At 61.7% G+C, this 19,754-nt stretch carries 15 protein-coding genes; 5 read left to right on the top strand and 10 right to left on the bottom strand.

What is annotated here, in order from left to right; translation table 11 throughout:
• Positions 1–750 precede the first annotated feature (750 nt).
• The gene (locus OH491_RS15475) at positions 751–1,737 is read right to left on the bottom strand and encodes a tetratricopeptide repeat protein (protein ID WP_145929145.1); all 987 of its coding nucleotides are present in this window, start codon (positions 1,735–1,737) and stop codon (positions 751–753) included.
• 690 nt (positions 1,738–2,427) lie between these two features.
• Here OH491_RS15475 and OH491_RS15470 point away from each other — a divergent pair.
• Positions 2,428–2,778 carry a TonB family protein gene (locus tag OH491_RS15470; protein WP_334319768.1) on the top strand — a complete coding sequence of 117 codons (351 nt, stop codon included), beginning with the start codon at positions 2,428–2,430 and terminating at the stop codon, positions 2,776–2,778.
• 235 nt (positions 2,779–3,013) lie between these two features.
• On the opposite strand, the gene OH491_RS15465 is transcribed toward OH491_RS15470, so the two are convergent.
• The 7 genes from OH491_RS15465 to galK all read right to left on the bottom strand — a co-directional run bounded on the left by OH491_RS15465 (position 3,014) and on the right by galK (position 10,024).
• Positions 3,014–3,886, bottom strand: a complete 873-nt coding sequence (locus OH491_RS15465) for a hypothetical protein (RefSeq protein WP_342750572.1) — start codon at positions 3,884–3,886, stop codon at positions 3,014–3,016.
• Between the two features lie 178 nt (positions 3,887–4,064).
• Positions 4,065–4,493 (bottom strand): YcfL family protein, encoded by a 429-nt coding sequence (locus OH491_RS15460; RefSeq protein WP_068773219.1) that lies wholly within the window; start codon positions 4,491–4,493, stop codon positions 4,065–4,067.
• Between the two features lie 145 nt (positions 4,494–4,638).
• A complete protein-coding gene (locus tag OH491_RS15455; protein WP_068773220.1) occupies positions 4,639–5,274 on the bottom strand; it encodes a penicillin-binding protein activator LpoB in 636 nt (211 codons plus the stop codon).
• 72 nt (positions 5,275–5,346) lie between these two features.
• Positions 5,347–6,018, bottom strand: a complete 672-nt coding sequence (locus OH491_RS15450) for a YMGG-like glycine zipper-containing protein (protein ID WP_342750571.1) — start codon at positions 6,016–6,018, stop codon at positions 5,347–5,349.
• A 736-nt stretch (positions 6,019–6,754) separates the two neighbouring features.
• Complete coding sequence (locus OH491_RS15445; protein ID WP_068773222.1) at positions 6,755–7,639, bottom strand: TraB/GumN family protein; 885 nt, start codon at positions 7,637–7,639, stop codon at positions 6,755–6,757.
• 35 nt (positions 7,640–7,674) lie between these two features.
• The gene (locus OH491_RS15440; protein WP_084442752.1) at positions 7,675–8,724 is read right to left on the bottom strand and encodes a deoxyhypusine synthase family protein; all 1,050 of its coding nucleotides are present in this window, start codon (positions 8,722–8,724) and stop codon (positions 7,675–7,677) included.
• Between the two features lie 151 nt (positions 8,725–8,875).
• Positions 8,876–10,024: a galactokinase gene (gene galK, locus OH491_RS15435; protein ID WP_068773223.1), complete on the bottom strand. Its 1,149-nt coding sequence runs from the start codon at positions 10,022–10,024 to the stop codon at positions 8,876–8,878.
• 348 nt (positions 10,025–10,372) lie between these two features.
• Between galK and OH491_RS15430 the strand changes: the two genes are divergently transcribed.
• Positions 10,373–11,554, top strand: a complete 1,182-nt coding sequence (locus OH491_RS15430; protein ID WP_068773224.1) for a lytic transglycosylase domain-containing protein — start codon at positions 10,373–10,375, stop codon at positions 11,552–11,554.
• Positions 11,555–11,704: 150 nt separating this feature from the next.
• Complete coding sequence (locus tag OH491_RS15425; protein ID WP_068773225.1) at positions 11,705–12,361, top strand: 16S rRNA (guanine(527)-N(7))-methyltransferase RsmG; 657 nt, start codon at positions 11,705–11,707, stop codon at positions 12,359–12,361.
• A gap of 264 nt (positions 12,362–12,625) precedes the next feature.
• Here the strand turns inward: OH491_RS15425 and OH491_RS15420 are convergent, their stop codons facing one another.
• Together OH491_RS15420 and OH491_RS15415 are read right to left on the bottom strand one after the other, a co-directional pair.
• A complete protein-coding gene (locus OH491_RS15420) occupies positions 12,626–16,360 on the bottom strand; it encodes a TonB-dependent receptor plug domain-containing protein (protein ID WP_068773226.1) in 3,735 nt (1,244 codons plus the stop codon).
• A 340-nt stretch (positions 16,361–16,700) separates the two neighbouring features.
• Positions 16,701–17,552 (bottom strand): alpha/beta hydrolase, encoded by an 852-nt coding sequence (locus tag OH491_RS15415; RefSeq protein ID WP_145929148.1) that lies wholly within the window; start codon positions 17,550–17,552, stop codon positions 16,701–16,703.
• Positions 17,553–17,715: 163 nt separating this feature from the next.
• On the opposite strand from OH491_RS15415, the gene OH491_RS15410 reads away from it, so the two are divergent.
• Together OH491_RS15410 and OH491_RS15405 are read left to right on the top strand one after the other, a co-directional pair.
• Positions 17,716–18,237, top strand: a complete 522-nt coding sequence (locus tag OH491_RS15410) for a DUF4199 domain-containing protein (RefSeq protein ID WP_068773227.1) — start codon at positions 17,716–17,718, stop codon at positions 18,235–18,237.
• A 193-nt stretch (positions 18,238–18,430) separates the two neighbouring features.
• Entirely contained in the window at positions 18,431–19,687 is a 1,257-nt protein-coding gene (locus tag OH491_RS15405; protein ID WP_068773228.1) for a tyrosine-type recombinase/integrase, read from the top strand.
• Positions 19,688–19,754 lie beyond the last annotated feature (67 nt).

Here is a 19,754-nt window from a genome sequence, read left to right as displayed (position 1 = left end):
GCATCAAATCGCGGCGCGGCGCGATCCCTCCGTGGCCGCCGCGTATCCATACCGGCCAACGTATGCCTTTTGCGCTTTGCGCAGTTATTCCGGCTATAGAATTAAAACTATTTATGTAACAAAAGATTACGCGATCAGCCCCATTGCCCGGATTACTTGCAGTAGCGTTCGCCCCGCTGCGCATGCAGCCGGCAAAATTGAACGCTGTGGCAAGTGGAAAAGACATTCTGGTGACAGAAGGAAAAACCTTTGCATTTCCATACTGCCGGAGTTTAGCAAAAAATTTTCAGGACGACTGTCAAATCACATTTATTTTATTTAATTATGGCTACCTACACGAATGGTTTTCGCCGGTTTGAATTCCGGTTAATCAGTGTTTCATGGTGGCGGATTTGGAAAAATCCGACGACAAGCCTGCACAAATTCGGTTTTAATCGCGCGTGCCTCGGATGGGGATTCGCATCCTGCGCGCAGTCACGCATAAAGCGCGAGGGGCACGGGGGGTCTTGGCATGGCTGCCTGTTGCTTTTGGGCGAGCTGGCCGCAGGCAGGTTTGGCGCAAGCCGTGAAGGGAGGGCGCATCGTCAGCTTTATGCGGGTGTCGCGCGGCCGCGGCGGATGATTTTCCGAGTTGCCCGGACTGTCTGCAAGGCTGCCCCCGCCCATCGAGCGGAATTTCGCCACGCGCAGTCAGCGGTCTGTCGAGGCCACGGGGGAGCCAACATTAACGCAGCCAAGCCGCACACCGTGTCACGGCTGCGATGAGGCGGTTCCGGTGGCACCGGCGGCTGGCGCGGGCTGGGCGGCTTCGGCGGGCGGTTTTTCTTCCGCGGGCGGGCCGACGGTGCCGCTGGTCACCACGATGTTGGGATTCGTGGCGCGGGCAGCCGCACCGGCGAGTTTCTTTTCGATTTCGACGCGCTGCCGCACCAGCTCGGACGCCGTCACGGTGGCGAGCGCGGCGCGGGCTTCGTCGAGGCGGCGCATCTCGACGAGCACGCGCGCCTGGTGCAGGCGGCAGGTTTGCTGCTCGATGCCGGGCGAAAGTTTTTTTTCAAAATCCCGCCAGAATTGCAGCGCCGCTTCCCATTCGGGCGTGGCGAGGTCGTAGAACGAAAGGCCGTAGCGGTAGGCGTAGCGCCAGTCGCCGGGCGAGAGGTTCATCGCCTGTTCGAACGCGTCCTGCATCGTCTCGTCGAGCTTCGAACGCGTCCAGTTGCCCGTCGCCAGAAAATCCTCCGCGCCCTCGCAGAGCAGGTTGCCGATCTGGTAATGGTAGAGCGGTTCCTTCGGCTCGAGGTCGCTCGCGGCGGTGAAAAACACGAGCGCCTCGACCGGCTTGCCTTCCTCGGCGTAGTAGTTGCCGAGCTGGTTTTTCACGAGCGGGATGCGGCTGTCGAGTTCGTTGGCCTTGAACATGTGCGCCACGCCTTCCTTGCGCATGCCGGCCTTGGTCAGGAGCATGCCGTAGGCGACGTAGGCGGGGGCGTAGTTTTTATGGACGGCGATGAGCGCGTCGTAGCGGCGGCAGATCTGCTGGAGCTGCGACTGGAAATTGTCGAGGTCGAGCGCGTCGCCCTGCGCCTCGGCCTTGGTGAAAAGCGCGTTCTGGTCGGCGACGATGGCCTTGAGCGCATCCTCGCGCGGCGCGGTTGTGTCCGCGCGCAAAAACGGGGCGGCGAGCGCGGCCAGAGCGAGGACGGCGATGAGGCGGCGGAGGCGCGGCATGGACGGCATGGGTTTCACTGCGACAGGTGCTAGCGCATCCGGTGCCCCGGGGGAATGCAGGATTTTTTCATCGTCCTCGTTCTCCCCTATCATTTGCAGCCAAAAATGGCGCTTTGGGTAGGGCGAGGCGTCCCGCCGAGCCGTGAAAGACCCGCGGCTCGGCGGGACGCCTCGCCCTACCCAAAGGGCAAACTTCGTCCATAAGTGGTAATGTCCGTTGCCCTTGCCCGAGTTTCCCCGGCCATGAAAAAACGAAACGCCGGGACGGGCGCGGCGGCGCAGTGTTTCGTTTATGTTACGCCGTAACCGAAGTTTAACAGTTTGCGCACAACATTGGCCTTGGCGGGCTGGCATGACGACTGCTTGCATAGACGCGTCAGGTTCAGCCAACGCTTTCAAAGGACACCTCAAAAAAGACAGGTTTTGTTCTTTGAAATTTCCCGCGAAGCCGCGCGAGACGCGCGAAACAGGCGGGTGCTGACAGAAATGGCCGGGAGTCCCCGCTGCGAGGACGATCCAATCCGGCCCAGTGACCCTGAAACGAAGCCTTGGGCGCCGGTCACACGGCTCCCATGCACCTTGGACATCTGCGGCCCTTGAGGCCGGTGGTGCCGGGGTGTTTCACCAAAACAAGAAAACCAAACTCTCCGTCTTCGGGCGGAGTTTAATACAATGAAATACGTCAGTAAAATCGCAGTCATGCTCAGCCTGGGCGCCCTCTTCGCGTCGTCCGCCGCCTTCGCGGCGAAGACCGAGGCGGAAGCCTACGTGGAGGCCTACAAGAGCTCCCCCGCGGATGTCCCCGCGCCGCTCACGGTGGTCACTCCGCGGGCCATCGTGGACGCGAACGAAGAGGTCCGCCTCACGTTCACGGTCAACGAAATGGGCCGTCCCACGAACATCGCCGTGAAATCCACGACCAACAAGGAGATCGTCGATTCCGTGAAGGACGCGGTGGCCCGCTGGACATTCGTGCCCGCCGTCCGCGACGGCGCGCGAGTCGCCACGAAGGTGGAATTGCCCGTGCGCTTCATGGTCGCGAGCAACTAAGCCCTGAGCCTGCCTGAACAATAAAGAAAACAACCAAGGCCGTCGCCTGCGCAAGCGGGCGGCGGCCTTGTCAATTTCGGACGGCGCGGAGAGGGCGCGCCGGGGAGAATCATGCCATTTCCGAACGAAATTTATATTCAGGTAGGGCGAGGCGTCCCGCCGAGCCGCGAGCGCCCACGGCTCGGCGGGACGCCTCGCCCTACCCGATAAGTCTATAAAGGATCCGGAAATGGTATCACTTCGCCGCGGCGGTGATGTCCTGCATGAGGACAAGCGCGGTGGACTCGGTCACGGCCTGCACATCGAAGGCGGCCGCCGGAGGGTTCGGCCCGATGAGTTCGAGCGAGGAGGACTGGCCGAGGATGGCGGCGTCGGACAGGCGGATGGCCGTCATCTGGATGTCGGGAACGGCGACCGTTTGCGCGCCGGAGACTTGCTGCACGGTGAGGTTGCGGCTCGACATGAGCACTTCGATGACGATGTCCGTGACCTTGGCGAGCGCCTCGCGGTCCTTACGTCCGTCCTCGGTGACGAGGTAGCGGTTAAGCTCGGCATGGCTGGTGATGCTGGAATCGGGAAGCATCGAGGCGGCGACCTTCTGGTCGGCAAAGGCCGCGCCGGCGGCGCGGTAGGGACGCGCGGTGAGGCGCTCGATGTCGCGCGCGGTCTGGCGGTCGGCGAGCGACCAGGCTGACGCGGCGGCCGACTTGGTCGCATCGGTGGTGGTGGTCGTCGTCGTGGCGGCGGCGGAGCGGCCGGCGGCGGTTTCGGTGGTCTTGACGACGACGTTTTTGTCGGGCGGCGCGACGAGGTCGCGGTTGATATAGATGAGCATGCGCGGCTTTTTCAGCGCGCCTTCATAGGCGGCGCGGAACTCGTTGACGATTTGCTGGGCCTGCGCGGCGGAAACGAGCGCGGAGGAGGCGTCGCCGTAGAGCCGCTGGTTGTGCGCATAGCTCCCGTCGGCGCTGGTGGCGGCGGGCCGGGTCGGGCCGGCAACCGTCACGGGCGGGCCGGACGGCGGCGGCGCGCCGCGGTTTGACGAACAGGCGGTGGCGGCGAGCGCGACGGCAAGGAAAAGCGCGGCGGGAAGTGCGGGTGTCTTCATGGTTGTAAAGAGAGATTTTAAATATTGAACGGAAGAAAACAAAGAATACGCCCTGCCTGGTTTTATTATAATAAGAAGGTTTCGATTCAAAAAATCTTCCTTGTTTTTATCTTTGTTCCCTTCGTTTCCTTCTGTTCAGAAAAGTTTATTTTCAGATCCTCGCTGATGATGGTTGTGCTCACCGCGCCTGGCGGACGCGGACGGTGTAGGTTTTCGCCTTGTCGTTCATCGCGGTGAAGCGGACGGCCTCGGTCGCGTGCTCGCCGAGGATGAGCGTCTGCCACGGGGTTTCGTCCCCGGTGGAGAAATTCTGCGCGTCGCGGAACACGCAGCCCACCTGCACCTGGATGCGGCGGTTCTCGCGATTCTTGACGTTGGCGACGACCTCGAGGCGCCCGTCGGGAGTGGTATGCTCCTGGAGGCCGGTGCAGGTCACGGAATACTGCACGGCGCGATCCATCAGGACGAATTTTTCCGTGCTTTCGACGGTGTATTTGGTGGTATCCTGCGGAAGATACGGGCCGTCGGACTGGCCGGATTTGCTGGCGCAGCCGGAGAAAAATGCGAGGGCGAAAACGGCGGCAAGGAAAAGGGCGATGGTTTTCATGATATATATATGATAAATTTTTGGATGACCGCGAAGGACGGAAGGGAGCGCGAAGAAAAGAATGCAATAATAAATCCCATGTTTTTAATGATTACGTTTCCCCCGGATTTTTCGCATCCTTTGTGCTTGAATATTGATATTGTCCTTAACGATAGGACGCGTCCTCCAGGCCCTGTTTCTTGATTTCGGCGGCGTCCTCCCAGACAATCTCGCTGGTACGGGCGTTGATGAGTTGGAAGCTGTAGAGAATGTAATCGCTGATGCCCTGGCTGGTGCGGGTGGACATGCCGTCGAGCTTGCCGGTCAGAAAGTAGTCGGCGCCCTTGAATTCGACGGCGTTGGGGTCGCTGCTGGCGGTGACCTGGCCGGATTTCTTGAGCTGCTGCTCGCGCTCGAGGGCGGCCATCTGGTCGCGGGCGAGGAAGACGACCTTGCCGGTGGCTTTTCTGTTCAGCTCGATGCGGATGCGGGTGAGGAAAATGTCCTTGTTGATCGCGAAGCGGGTGTTGTTGTCCACGGGATTGAGCACGACGCGCGGCGGCGTGGCGGCGCTGGCGATCTGCGGGATGCCGACGATGCTGCGGGCCATCTTGTCGGTGACGGAAACGAGGTCCTGCGACTCGACGCCGGTGCCGGCCACGGAACCTCGCTCATCGGGATTGACCTCGACGACGGGCACGCCGGAGGGATATTGCACACCTTTGCTGGCGCAGCCGGAGAGGAAGAGCGCGCCGGTGCCGAAGGCGAGGACGAGGGCGGTGACAGGGAGCTTGGTTTTCATGAGTGTCGTCAGACGTGATGTGATTGTGGTGATGCGATGAGAAGGTGTTGGAGTCCGCGGGGGCGCGCAGCGTCAGCGGCCGAAGAGCGAATTGGCCGAGCTCATGGAGCTGGCGCCACCGTAGTAGTTGTTGATGATGGTGACATTTTGCGGGGCCTGTCCAGCCGCTGGAGCGGTCTGCCGGGCGCGCTCGGCCTGCTGGATCTGTTGCGCGTTAAGCTGTTGCTCGACAGCCTGCTGCTGACGGCTGCGGGCGGCGTTGTTGTCGGCGATGCTTCCGGCAATCGCACCGAGGCCCGCGCCAACGACGGCACCGGACCAGGAGTTCCAGCCGTTGCGGTAGGAGCCGGAGTTATTGCCGATGATGGCGCCCGCCACGCCGCCAATGACCGCGCCGGCGGCGGTATAGGTCCCGTCATTGTAGGAATTGGAACTGCCCACGTCGTAAACCACGCTGACGCCATAGGACGGCCCCCAATAACCTGTTCCCCAATAATAACCTGGATAATACCGCGCCCAATACGGACGCCATGGCCGCGCATAGTAACCGCCGTGATAAACCGGCGCGGGGCGGTAGTAACGCGGCGGCGGGGCGGGGCGGGGACCAGGATGATGGAAATGTCCGTCGCCGTGGGGTGGCGGGCCCCCTGCGCGCTGCAGCCCGCTGGAACTCGCGCCGAAGGCAGCGGTTGTCGCACCGGAAAAGACGAGGATGGCGGAGAGAAGGAGATGGCTCTTTTTCATGGCGGGATGGGTTGCGAGTTGATGGACTGGATTGGTATGAGACAGGACGCCAATGCAAAGGGTTCCCAAGAGGCAAAAGTGTAAAAACAGCTATTCCCGAGTTGGCAAGCGAATCGACGTTTTTCCGGCAAACGCGTCCCGGCACATCCAGAGGGCGCGGTATCCCTGCTTTTGGGCATTTTGATTTTGCAAGCCCCAGGGAGGGGAGGCTTCTCCGAGGACTCTCCACCGCCTTCGTTCGTTTTTCAAAGCGCCTTTTATCAATTCAGGATAGGGGAACGAAATAGTATAAAAACAAGGCGATTTTTTGAACATAGTCGCCCATGCGGAGTCCAAATAATCGGTCATGGGTGACAACAAAGCGCGTCGCTCGACTGCCGACAGAGGATAGTCAGTTAAGTCAATAAAGTCAGGTCAGACGGTCAGCATGAAAGCACAGAGGTCAGATGAAATGCAGACAGTCAGGTTAGCATAGTGAATGACAGGACAGTTGATAGCGACAGACAGAGTTAGTAGGCAGCCGACCTTCGCGAATTCAAACGAGCGGAATCGCTCAAGTCACCCGACCCGCCCCTCCGGCCCAAATGCCGAGGGGCGACTGTTTTATACCCGCGGCCTTGATTTTGATGGTGTCCATTTGCAAGCTGAGCCACGGCTCGGCGGGGACGCCTCGCCCTACCTAAAAATATAAATTTCGTTCGGAAATGGTGTGACAGGGCAAAAGCGACGCGGCGGATCAGTTTGAGCCCGCGTCGATCTGTTCCACCGCGTAACCGCGGTCGCGGAGGGCGCGCAGCAGGCCGTCGTCCCCGCAAAGATGTCCCGCGCCGACCAGCACGAATTCCGTCTCCGGCGTGCGCAGCCATTGCTCAATCACAGGCAGCCAAGCCTTGTTGCGCGACACCATGAGCGTCTCGTAGATGGCGGGGTGTTCCTTGCGCAGCTCGTCGTTGAGAATCGCCGCGAGTTGTTTTTCGTTTCCCGCGCGCCAGGCCGAGATCATTTTGTCAAACATGGCCGGCAGTCCCTCCAAATCCTCCAGCGTGCTGAGGACCAGTTCGCTTTCATGCCCGGCACCCATCCGCACCAGGAATTCCACCTGTTGCTCAAAGGTTTCGAGCATGCCGAGCTGCTTGCCGGCGGCCTTGGCTTTCTTTTGGAAATGCGAATCCACGCCGTCCGGCGCGCAATCGAGCTTTTGCAGCGCGTGCGCCAGCAGGGTGAAGGAGAGCAGCCACGGCTTCATGGGCTTCAGATAAGCGGCGGGCAGGTCGTTTTTCCTGCAATACGCCTCGACCGCGGCCCATGCGTCGGGACCGAGTACTTTGTCAATCGTCGTGCCGTCCTTATACATGCCGTGCTCGGCGAGCACGCGCTGCATTTCAAACGACATGGCCCGCTCGATGTCCGTTTCGAAACACACGCGGCTGGAGGCGGCAAACGCCTCGTCAAACTCGCGCGGCAGGGGAAAATCCGCCGCGCGCAGCACATGCACCGTGCCGCCGAGATAGAGGGTGCGCCCGCCATCCGTCACTTTCCAGACCGAGGTGCGCGCCGACAGCACGCAGGCCGCGGCGATGCCGAGCAGGACAAACAGGGACCGGAATGCGCCGCGGCTCATGTTTGGAATGGGATGATACAAGGCCCCGATTTATATTATTTTCCAAGGACCCAGGAGAACACCAGCGGCGCGACGATGGTGGCGTCGCTTTCGATGATATATTTCGGCGTGCGCTCGCCGAGCTTGCCCCAGGTGATTTTTTCATTCGGCACCGCGCCGGAGTAGCTGCCGTAGCTGGTGGTCGAGTCGCTGATCTGGCAAAAATAACCCCAGAGCGGCACGTCCTCGCGCTGGAGATCCTGGTGCAGCATGGGCACGACGCAGATCGGGAAATCACCGGCGATGCCGCCGCCGATCTGGAAGAAGCCGATGGAGCCGTTTCCGTCGCGGAGGTTCTTTGCCGTCTTGGTGTACCACTCGGCGAGCCACATCATGTATTCGATGCCGGTGCGCACGGTGTGCACGTTTTTCACGTCGCCGCCGATCACGTGGCCGGCATACATGTTGCCGAGCGTGGCGTCCTCCCAGCCGGGCACGATGATGGGAAGGTTCTTCTCGGCGGCGGCGAGCATCCAGGAATTTTTCGGGTCGATCTGGTATGATTTTTTCAATTTTCCGCCGCGGAGGATCTTATACATGAACTCGTGTGGAAAATAACGCTCGCCGGCGCGGTCGGCCTTCACCCATTCATCGAGCACGACGTTTTCGATGCGGCGCATGGCTTCCATTTCGGGGATGCAGGTGTCGGTGACACGGTTCATGTGGCGGTCGAGCAGCGCCTGTTCGTCGGCGGGCGTGAGGTCGCGGTAGTGCGGCACGCGCTCGTAGTAGTCATGCGCGACGAGATTAAAAATGTCCTCCTCCAGATTCGCGCCGGTGCAGACGATGGCGTGGATCTTGTCCTTGCGGATCATCTCGGCGAGCGTGATGCCGAGTTCGGCGGTGGACATGGCGCCGGCGACGGTGACGAGCATCTTGCCGCCCTTGCCGAGGTGCGCCTCGTAGCCTTTGGCGGCATCGACGAGCGCGGCGGCGTTGAAGTGGCGGTAGTGGTGCGCGATAAATTTCGAGATCGGACCTTTTTTGGCGGCGAGCTCGGCGTTGGAAGGGGATTGGGACTTTGTTTTCTTTGGCTTCGTGCTCATAAAACGCGCAACTACAAATCACGCGGAACGGAAGCGCCACACAAAAGAAAGCCGGGCCGGCCCCGGCGAAGGGCGGCTCAAGGCGCGGGCCGGGGCGGGATCAGGCCATTCCGAACCGTCCGGCCGCGCTTTTTGTGGCGCGCCTCGCGCCTCACATCACCGCCGCGCCGTCGCCGGTCTGGCAGTGGAGCACGTCGGGTTTCGCGCCGCCGTGCTTTTTCGCGTAGGCGGCGATCACGGCGGAGACTTCCGCCTCGCCAAACGCCGCGTCGGTCAGCGCCATCACCGCGCCGCCGAATCCGCCGCCGGTCAGGCGCGCGCCATAGACGTGCGGCGTTTCCACGAGCGCATCCACGAGCGTGTCGAGCGTCCCGGTGCTGTTCTCAAACTGGTGTTGCGAGCTGCGGTGCGAGGCGACGAGGAGCTGGCCGACCACGGGCAGGTCGCCGCGCTCCAGCGCCGCGGTCACCCGGGCCACCCGGTCGATTTCCTCCAGCACGTGGCGGGCGCGTTTGTAGGCGTCGGCGGAGAGTTTTTCACGGCTGGCCTCGAGCGCGGGCAGGCTGGTTTCGACCAGCAGGGACACGCCGAGCGCCTTCGCAGCCTCCATGCACTCGCGGTTGCGCGCGGCGTAGAGCCCGTCCACGAGCGCGTGCTTGGTGTGGGTGTTGAAAATCCAGAAATGCGCGCCCGCCGGCATGGGCACGGTGGCGAAGCGCGGCCCGAGGCAATCGATGAACACGAGATGGTCCTTTTTCCCGAAGCCCGACACGCCCTGGTCGAGGATGCCGCAGGGCACGCCGACGAAGTGGTTTTCCGCGTGCTTGCCGATTTTCACCACGGTCTCGCGCGGGGTTTTTTCGACCTGCCCGGTGATGCCGAGAAACGCCAGCGCGGACGAAAGCTCGATGGCGGCGCTGCTGCTCATGCCCGAGCCGGGCGGCAGGTCGGACAAGTCGCAGAAATCGAATCCCCCCGGCGCGCGCAGCCCGAACGCCGGCATGGCCGCGATGACCCCGAGCGGGTAGTTCACCCAGTTCGCGTCGCCGGTCTGCCTGACCGGCGCGGTGGCGGGAAATTCAAGCAGGGTGTCACTGAATTTACTGTAAAAGCGCCGCTTCCCGTCGTCGCGTTTTGCGATGGCCGCCCACACGCCGCGGTCGATCGACGCGCCGAGCACGGTGCCGCCGTTGTAATCGGTGTGGTTGCCGATGAATTCGATGCGGCCCGGCGCGCGCGTGACAAACTCAGGCTCGCGGCCGAAAACGGAACGGAACAGGGAGGTGACTTGGGTTTTCATAAACGAAAGACGCGTATGATTTTGCGGAGATCGGATTGTATGAGTGAGGCCTTGGATTGGGCAATGAAGCCCGAAACATTCACCGGCCGCGCGCGCGAAGGCGAGCGAGTTTTGCGGGCTGGAGGCCGCGCCGGGTGCAACTCAAAGTGATGTCACCGCCGGAATCTTTCCTCTTTATTCTTTCTCTTTCCTCTTTCTCCCTGCCCGTTCCTGACGAAAGAGAAAGATAAAGAGGAAAGAAGAAAGAGGGAGTGACACCACTTTGAGTTACACCCGGCCGCGCACGCAGACCGGCGCCGATACGTTCCGACTTGCAACCTCGTTGCCAAATGCCGGTCTATGCGGCGCATGAGACGCCGCTTCACCATGCTGCTCTCCGTCGCGCTGGCGGCGATCCCTTGCCCGCTGCTGCCCGATGCCGCAGCGGGCAAATCGTCCGCGCCCGCCGCCGGCACTTCCGGCACGACTCCGCCGAAACCCGCGCCGCGCCCGCTCACGCAGGCCGATTTCGACGCGCTCTACGAACTCGGCAGCCAGCTTTTCGAGGACTACGCGCCCGACCAGATCAAGGAGCACTACCAGTTTCTCACCAAGGACGAGTGGAACGCCTTCACCGCCGGGTTGCAGCGATCCCTCTCCGCCGGCTCGTTCGAGGAGCTCGCCGCGCTCGAACCCGAGGCCAGCCGCACGCTCGCGGGCATGCGCCTCATGCCCGAATTCTCCGACTACGCCGACTGGCTGGCCGAACGCCTCGACTTGATCGAAAGCGCGCGCCAGGCGCTCAACCAGCCGCCGCCGCATCCGCGTCCGCCGCCCCTGCTCGCCCGCCCGCCCGCCTCGAAACCCCCGCCGGCAAAAACACCCGCGCCCGCCCTGCCCTCGCCCTCGCTTGCGGAAGGCGGATGGCGGCCGCTGGCCCTGCCGTTCACCACCAAGCCGCTGCCGCCGCATTCGCCCGTGCCCTATTACGATATCTGGCTCGACCGGCTTCGCGCCCGGCCCGCGCCGCTCAACGCCGCGCAGCTCATCCCGCTGCTCAAGGTCATTTTCCACGCCGAAAAAGTCCCCGCCGAACTCGTCTGGCTCGCCGAAGTCGAGTCGTCCTTCAACGCCGATGCGCGCAGCCCGGTCGGCGCGCGCGGACTTTTTCAGCTCATGCCCGCCACGGCCAAGGCGTTCGGCCTGCGCACGTGGCCATTCGACGAGCGCACCCAGCCCGGCAAAAGCGCCCGCGCCGCCGCGCAACTGCTCCGCCGCCTGCACGACCGCTTCGATTCCTGGCCGCTCGCGCTCGCGGCCTACAACGCCGGCGAGGGCCGCGTCGCCGCCGCGTTGAAAAAAACGCCCGGGGCGACCGCCTTCGCCGACATCGCCGAAAAGCTCCCGGCGGAGACGCGCCTCTATGTGCCGAAGGTTCTCGCCACCATCACCGTCCGCGAAAACGTCCCGCTCTCCCGCTTCGCGCCCACGGTCCTGCCCGCGAGCCCGAACATCGTCTATCCGCCGCCGCTGCTGTCGTTTTTGCCGTAAGCGCCGCCGAAAAAATCGTTCCCGTTCTTTGTTATTCGCGATGTTTCGAGAACGATTGGAAAAACAAGTGACCTGGACACGGACAACACTTTGAGTTGCGCCCCCGGCCAATCCGCGGTCAGAAAATTCAAAAGACAACCCGCCCTTCCCATGCACCGCCTGAAACCCTTTTTCCCCGAGCTCGCCCCCGCGCAATGGGAGCTGCTCGAACGCATGGCCGCGCTGCACCGCGAGTGGAACGCGAAGATCAATCTCGTTTCGCGCAAGGACATCGACAACCTCGAATGGCACCACTACGCGCCCTGCGTCGCCGCGATAAAATTCCTGCGCCTCATGGACGGCGCCACGCTCCTCGACGCCGGCACGGGCGGCGGCTTCCCCGGGCTCATCCTCGCCGCGCTTTATCCGCGAGCACGCTTCACGCTGGCCGACTCCGTCGGCAAAAAAATCACCGTCGTCTCCGACATCGCCGCGCGCCTGCGCCTGCGCAACGTCGAGGTGAAGGCCATCCGCGTCGAGGCGCTCGCCCGCGAATACGATTTCGTGACCGGCCGCGCCGTCACCTCCCTTCCCGCTTTTATACAACTCGTCCGCCCGCGCGTCCGCCGCGGCGAAAAGCATTCGCCCGCCAACGGCATTATATATTGGAAGGGCGGCAGCCTCGCGGACGAGGAGGCCGCCACCGGCATCACCCCGGCCCGTGTGTTTTCGTTGGAGGAATTGTTAAACGACGGTTGTTTTAAGGAAAAATACATCGTCCACTACCGCCGCGAAGACCTGGCCCGCGCCAGGCCGCCCGCCGGGTGAAAGCCGGTCCTTCGATATTATAACACAAGTAAAGAGGACGGCACGGAGATCATCCCTCCATTTGATAAACCTAATTCTGACATAACAAGGCCCCCCTCGCCTAAAAGGGGGGCCTTGTATTTACCCTAACCGCACAACTACCTATTGCGCGGCAAGAAGGACCCATGCCATCTCCGAACGGAATCTATATTTCAGGCAGGGCGGGGCATCCCAGCCGGAGGCTTCGCCCTGCCTTGATCAGTCTACAAATGACTGGGAATGGTATCAGAAATCAAACGTCGCCGTCAGGATAAACTGGCGCGGGTCCACGATGCGGTAGGCGTAGGGCGTGCCGTCGTAGTTCACGGCGGTGGGCCGCAGCTCGCCGTCCTGAAACACGTCCGCCACGTTGAGTTGCAGCTTCATGCGCACCTTGTCGTTGAAGATCTTGCAGGTGTAGGAAACCCACAGGTCGGTGTACCAGACCGGATCGTCATAGATCGGACGGCTGACGTCTATCATGTCCAGCAACGGGTTGTCGGAAAGGTCCTTGTTATTGCCGGAAGCCTTGCCGTAGTAGCCGATGATGGCCTTGCTGGCGTAGCGTTGGGCGCCGCCGACGGCCCAGCCCTTCAGGAAACCGCGATCGAAGCTGTAGTTTGTCAGGAAGGAGAAATTATACTTTCGCTGGTCAGCCACCTCCTGCCCTTCCGTGGCCAGGCCCTGAAGTTTAAAGGGCGTGTATGCGCTGTCATAATAAGCCTGGTTGGTGTACCAGCCATAGCCGTTGGTGGTGGAGACGGTGGTGGCGTTGCCGCTTGTGTCGCGGTAATCGTGGCTGGCCCAGAAGTCGCTCTTGTAGTCCCCGTTATTGACGAGGACCATTTTGCGATCCGTGACATTGTATAGCGAAATGCCGTCGGGACTGGTCAACTGTGCTATAGTGTATATGGAGGAGGACTTGCCGGCGGCGGCAAGCTCTTCAAACAGCGCCCTGGCATTGGCGGCGTCCCACACCTGCATGCGGACGGCCTCCCATGCTTTAAGTTCCTTGAGGACATTGCTGGTGACCGAGGTGTTTTTGGAAGCGTTAAACTTGAGTGTCCAGTTGGGCAGCGGGTTGTATTGGATCGCCACCTCGGTGCCCTTGGCCTTGGTCGAGCCGGTGCCGCCGAGGGAGCCAGGGAGGTTTGTGTAGTATTTGTAATCCGTGCTGCCTCCGACCCAGTGCTCGCCGACCCATTTCTGCATCGCCTCCACCTTTGCAGGATCACTATAGGCGCCGTTTTCCACGTAGGGCTGCCACCACTGCGTCGCCGTGGTATCGTTTGCTTGGGCGGCGGGGTCGGCGCCGTCGGCGAGCATGTAGATGGTGCTCAGCCAGCTGCGGTAGGCGGTGGTGTCCATATGGTTCCAGAGGCGCTGGATGGCGGTGGCGGTGGCTCCGCCCAGAACGGAATTTTCATTGGTGGACTCGAACCAGGTGACGCGGGCGAAGAGCTTGTCTTTGAAGAGCGAGACCTGCACGCCGTAATCCTCGCTTTTGCCCTGGGGCTTGGGCAGGACCGTGCCGAAAAAGTCAACGGCGGTGGAGGTCGGGGCGTCGAAGTTGTCGGATTTGTTATAGCTGAAGCCGAGGTTCCGGACGAATTCCCAGAGCAGGCTGTCGCCAGCGCGCTTTTCTATAAACTCCCAGCCGGTGAAGGGGCGGATGACGGCGCCCACGGTGGAGGTGGTGCCCGAGAGGCGGCTCCAGTTGTTCCACGGCCTCTTCCAATATTGGTAGATGCCATCCACAAAGCGTTCCGGATTGGTGGTCAAGTCGGCGTCGTTGCGGGTGCGGTTGATGTCGCGGCGGACGCCGGCGGTGGCGATGACGCGGTCGTCCCACAGGTAGGCGGTCCATGCGCCGCTGTAGGAGGTAAGCTTGCGGGCGCTGCGGCCCGAGTTGGCGTTAAATACGTTCCAATACATGTCCGCCTCGGCGATCTCATACTGGCCGGTCTGGTAATTAAAGGTCTGGATGGGGGCGTGGTAGGTATCGTCATCCAGTGAGCCGATTTTGCCGGAAGCCTGGTTCACCACGCCGTTGCCGTCGGAGGAAAGATAATACCGGCGTATCGTGGTGGCGGCGCTTTGATAGGCCCAGCCGGCGGTGGTGGTGTTATTTTTATAGCGAATCGTGGCCAGATCGTCGCCGCCGATGTAGGCCAAGCGGCGGCGCAAGGTCTGTTCCTCCTGATCATAGTAGGAGGCCAGGCCCAGGAGTTGGTGGCGACCGAGCCACTTGGTCCAGTTTTTGTTCTTTGTAAAGTCGGGCGTGAAGGCGAGCATGGCGCGATATTGATCGGTGGTGATGGAATGATCGTAGCGGTCGGGGTCGTAATCCTGCAGATAGGCCTTGCCAAAGTTGGGATTCAGTTCGCCCGTGGTGGTATACATGTCGGTGTCCACGTAGAGGTAGGCGGAGTTTTGCTGCGCGACGGTGTAGCTGGTTTTTGAATCGAAGTCCTGGCGAAACCAGCCGGCGCTGAAATGAAGCAGCCCGGGGATGATTTCCTGCTCCAGCTCGAGGTTGTAGGTGGTGTTCCGCTGGCGTCCGTAGTTCATCTGGAGCGTGTTGACGTGCCGCCAGTCGTAAACGGAGCTGTCGGTCACGCCCGGATAAGTATAGGCAAACATGCCGTTCACATTATTGTTGCTCACATAGCCGTCGGCAGTCCCGCCATAGGTGGTCAGACGGCTGTAGATATTTGCGTAGGGGGTGTCATAAATATAAGGTTTATCCGCAGTCCCCTCTCCGTAGGTGGTGGTGAAGCTGTCAGTCAGGGCGGTGGCCCCGTTCCAGCCGGTTCTCGGATTGTATCCGGTCAGCACCTGCATCGCCGACAGGTTTCCATCGACGATGTTTTGGAGCAGCCGGGAATTGGCGTAAGTGGACATGCTGGGAATATACAGACTGCTGCCGTAGGTGGTGTAGGCGGCAGGAAGCCCGCCGAAAATGCTGTATTTTTTTCCATCCAGCGGATTCGTGATTTGCGCACCAGTCATCAAACTGGGATAAGAAGTATTGGAATATAATCTTTCGACCGAGTATCCCTTCGACTCGACGAAGGAGATCACCTCCTCCGCATTGGAGGAATAGGCGCTGTAGGCGACCGGAATCTCCTCACGCACACCGTCCTTGTTTCTGACAATCAGCCGCCTAGCGTCGTCATAATAAGGAGAACCGGCGTTGCGCCAGACCGACACGCCGTCAATGGGCGTATAGTTATTCGGGCGGTTGTTGTCGTTGCTGTAACCCTCGATGCTGGCGGTGAGCTTGGTGCTTTTGAAGGGTTTGTAGGTGATGGCGCCATACTGGCGGCGGGTGATATCGTAGGAGGGCTTTCGCTCGAACTGCTGGTCGTTGTATAAAAGCGCGCCGTAGATGGCGAGCTTGCCGGCGATGAGGGTTTTGTTGAAGGAGAGGCTGGCGCGCTCGGAGCCGCGATCGTCGATGCGGATTTGCACCTGCGCCTTGTTTTTGCCGATCTCGGCCTGCGCCATGCTCATGTTGACGATGCCCGCCGGGCTGCCCATGCCGAAGAGCATGGAATTCGCCCCCCGGTTGATCTCGACGGAGTTGGCGTTGTAGGAATCGAACGGAATCTGGGCAATCGCCTGGTAATAATTGAGCGCGAAGCTGGGCGAGCCGAGGCCGCGCACGCGGTTGGCGGTGGCGTTGGTGCTCGCCACCGGGCTGGTGCCGAATGACGCCCCCGCGATGACATCGGCCGGGCCGTCGCCTTTCGAGGTGAGCACGGAAGGCGTGTAGGTGGAGGAGCCCTCGGTGCCGAGCTCGTAGCGGAAGACATCGTTCACATCGAGCGAGGCGGTGTCCTCCAACTGCTGTTTGGTGACGACGGTGATAGCCGCGCCGAGGTCGGCTATATTGGTCCTCATGCGGCTGCCCGCGAGGGTGTTTTCGGCGAAGTAGCCCTTCTCCCGGGTGGCGTCCACCTCGAAGGGCGAGAGCATGATGACATCGTCATCAACTGCTCCAAGCTGCTGATCTCTAACTACTACCGGGGACAGAACCAGCGTCGTCATTTCTGGCGGCCTGGGCAAACACGGATGATGCCACGAGGGTGGCGATAGATGCGCCGCCGATCATCCGTGCGAGAGCATGATGCTTGCGTTTGGAGTTCATAGATTTGGTGAGCAGGGGGTTGTTGGGTTAGGACGTTAACCAAAGACCTCAGGCCTTTTGTTGAGCTGTTTGACGGGGGAACGCTTATCCTTGGGTCTTGGTTGCGTGCCAGCCCACCAAAATGTTACAGTCAGATAGGCAGGGTTTCGCCACCCTGGCACCGCGCCGTCAATGCGCGGCGGGCGCCGCCAGCGCCGCCTCGAAAAACGCGACCAGCAAGTCCCGGTATGCGCCGCCGTGCGCCTCGGTCATCGCGTCGATGTGCGCGCTGCCGGGGATGATGACAAGTTGTTTGGGCTCGCCCGCCTTCGCGAAGAGCCGCGCGGAATGGCTTTCCGGTATGACGGAGTCCGCCGTGCCGTGGATGAGGAGCAGCGGGATGGGCGAGATTTGAGCGATGTGTTTTGCCGCGCCGTAACGGTTGCAGAGCAACCAGCCGGCGCCGGGCAGCTTATCGTTCGCGATGGACGTGTAGGAGTAAAACGCGGCCTCGATCGCGACGGCGCGGATGCCCGCCCGGTCGCCGCCTCCGACTGCCGCGAGCGCGTTGGTCCCGCCGAGGCTCTGGCCGAAAACGAGCAGCCGCTCCGGGTCCACATCGGGACGGACGCGCACGCAGTCAATCGCCGCCTGCGAGTCCCGCCAGAGGCCTTTCGGCCCGGGTTTGCCGGCGGACGCGCCGTAGCCGCGGTAGTCGAAGACAAACACATTGAACCCGCGCGCGGGCAGCCAGCGCACGAACTGCCAGTGCGCGGTCATGTTTTGCGCGTTGCCGTGGAAATGGATGACGGTGCCTTTCGCCTCGCGCGGGTTTGCAGCGGTGGTCGCGGGCAGAAACCAGCCGGTCAACCGCGTGCCGTCGCCGCTGGAAAATGTCACCGGCTCGAATTTCATGCCATGCTGCGCGGGCGTCTCGCGGAGGACAGCGTCGGGATAATAAAACGCGCGATAAGCGCACCCGCCGCCCATCACGACGAGAATGAACAGAAGAAAAACGAAAACGATAATCGCGGCGGCCATTTTCATGCGGAAGGGGTTGTGAGAGGGCGCCAGCATTTGCGAAGGGTTTCGTGGCGACAAAGCTGTTTTTCGAGCGGCGGCACGGGCGGGGTGCAACTGAAAATCCCGATGCAGGCGGAACGACTTCCTTGCCGTTTTTTGAAAGTCGTTCCATGTTGCGCGCATGGCAAACAAGACCAGATACGGCCTCGGTCTCGCGCTGGCGCTGATTGTGTTGCAGTTGCTGCTTTTCCTGCTCGGTTACGAAACCGACAAGATCGGCACCCTTGGCGCGAAGATCCTGCCTTGGCTCGGGTTCATCGTCACGGCGGCGGTCATCTGGCTCGGTGTCAGGGCTGTGCGCGAGGCCAGCCCCGACCGGTCGCTTACCTACGGGCAGGGACTGCTCGCGGGCATCGTGATCGTGCTGGTCGCCGGATTGGCGGCGGCGGTGTATTCGTTTATACACTACACGTTCATCAACCCCCATTTTTCGGATTACATGATGGTCTACGTCCGCCAGCAATGGGAGGCGGCAGGCATGACCGAGACCGCGATGGAAAAAGCCGAGGGCGTCACGCGCATCTTTTTCCGCCCGCCCGTGATCGTCGTCACCACGTTCATCGGACGCGTTTTTTCCGGCACGATCTGTTCGCTCATCATCGCCGCGATTTTGAAACGCAAGCCCGCCGCGCCAGCCGCGTGAGCGACTGGGAGCGTCGGCTTCCAGCCGGCCTTGGCGGCGCGAAGCGCCGTCGCACGGGCGGGACGCCCGTGCGACCCGATCCGGCGATGCTGCGCATCGTCTGCCGGCAAGATGCCGGCACGAACGAGCCGATTTCCATAGGGAAGCCGGAGATTTCATGAATAGGTTGCCACGTGAGGGCGGCAACCTACCGATGAAACAAAAAAAGTCCGCCTTCACCATCAAGCCGTTCAAGAATCGCAACGGCGTGATTTCATTCCGCGTCGCCGGCTGGCTGCTCGGCGAGCGCATCCGCAAGAACTTCAAGACCCGCGAGGACGCCATTGCAGAGCGCGCCGCGCTCGAACTGCGCCAGCTCCAGTCGCAATCCAACCTTCGAGGCGCGAGCACGTTTTTGACCGAGGTGCAGTTACGCGAGGCCGAGGCCGCGTTTCTCCGGCTGGAGAAGGCGCGGCGTCCGCTCACCTTCTACCTCGACTACGCGCTGGCCAATTACCGCGAGCCCGAGGCCGCGTTGAAAATCGCCGATGCCGTCACGACTTACATGAAGGCGCGCAAGGAGGACGTGCAACAGGCGTTGATAGGCAAACGGCAGTTGCGGAACATCCGGCTGGAGCTGACGGAGTTCCAGCGGCATTTTCCGACGCAGACGCTTGCGGAGGCGGGCACGGAGGCATTGCACGCCTACATCCGGCGCGACGACGGGGCGCTGAAGACGCAGAACAACCGGCGCGGCGTGCTGTGCGCGTTTTTCAACCATGCGGTGCGCAAGGAATGGGTGGGCGGCAACCCGGTGGCCAAAATCCCGCGCAACCGCATCGAGCACAATCGCGGCAGCGCGGAGGCGCTGACGGCGGAGCGCGCCGCGCAACTCATGGCGCACGTGGAGACCGTCCACGGCGGGGCGCTCGTGCCGTATTTTGCGCTGTGCCTGTTCGCCGGCATCCGGCCCGACGGGGAAATCACCAAATTACCCGCCGCCGGCGTGCGCCTGGAAAACAACGCCATCACCATCGAGCCGTGGGTTTCCAAGGTCAACATGCGCCGCTTGGTCACCGTCCAGCCGAACCTTGCCGCGTGGCTCAAAACCTATCCGCTGGACGAATATCCCGTCATTCCGCCCAAGGAGAAGATGAAGAGCATTGCCAAAAAACTCACGCGCATCCGCCAAAAGTTCGGCGTCGGGCACGACGTGCTGCGGCACACGTTTATTTCGATGCACGTGGCGAAATTCCGTTCGATGGGCGACACGGCATTGCAGGCGGGCAATTCCGAAAGCATCATCCGCCGCCATTACCTGAACGTGACCACGCCACAGGAGGCGGAGGCGTTCTTCAACATTCAGCCATTATGCCGGGAGCACGCCATGCCGCAGGTGAAGGCAGCGTCGCAGACAGAGAGCGCGCCCACGCCCGCGCCCGAGAGTCCCCCGCTGCCACAAGCTGCCTGACGAGCATCGCCCAAGCGTCCCGCCCTTCCACCCCCATCGTTATGAGTGGGGTGGGAGGGCGGTTTTA

Origin of the sequence: Termitidicoccus mucosus (genome assembly GCF_038725785.1) — a bacterium.
In the GTDB taxonomy this organism is placed as follows: Bacteria; Verrucomicrobiota; Verrucomicrobiia; order Opitutales; family Opitutaceae; genus Termitidicoccus; species Termitidicoccus mucosus.
This window is presented reverse-complemented; position numbering and strand designations above follow the sequence as displayed.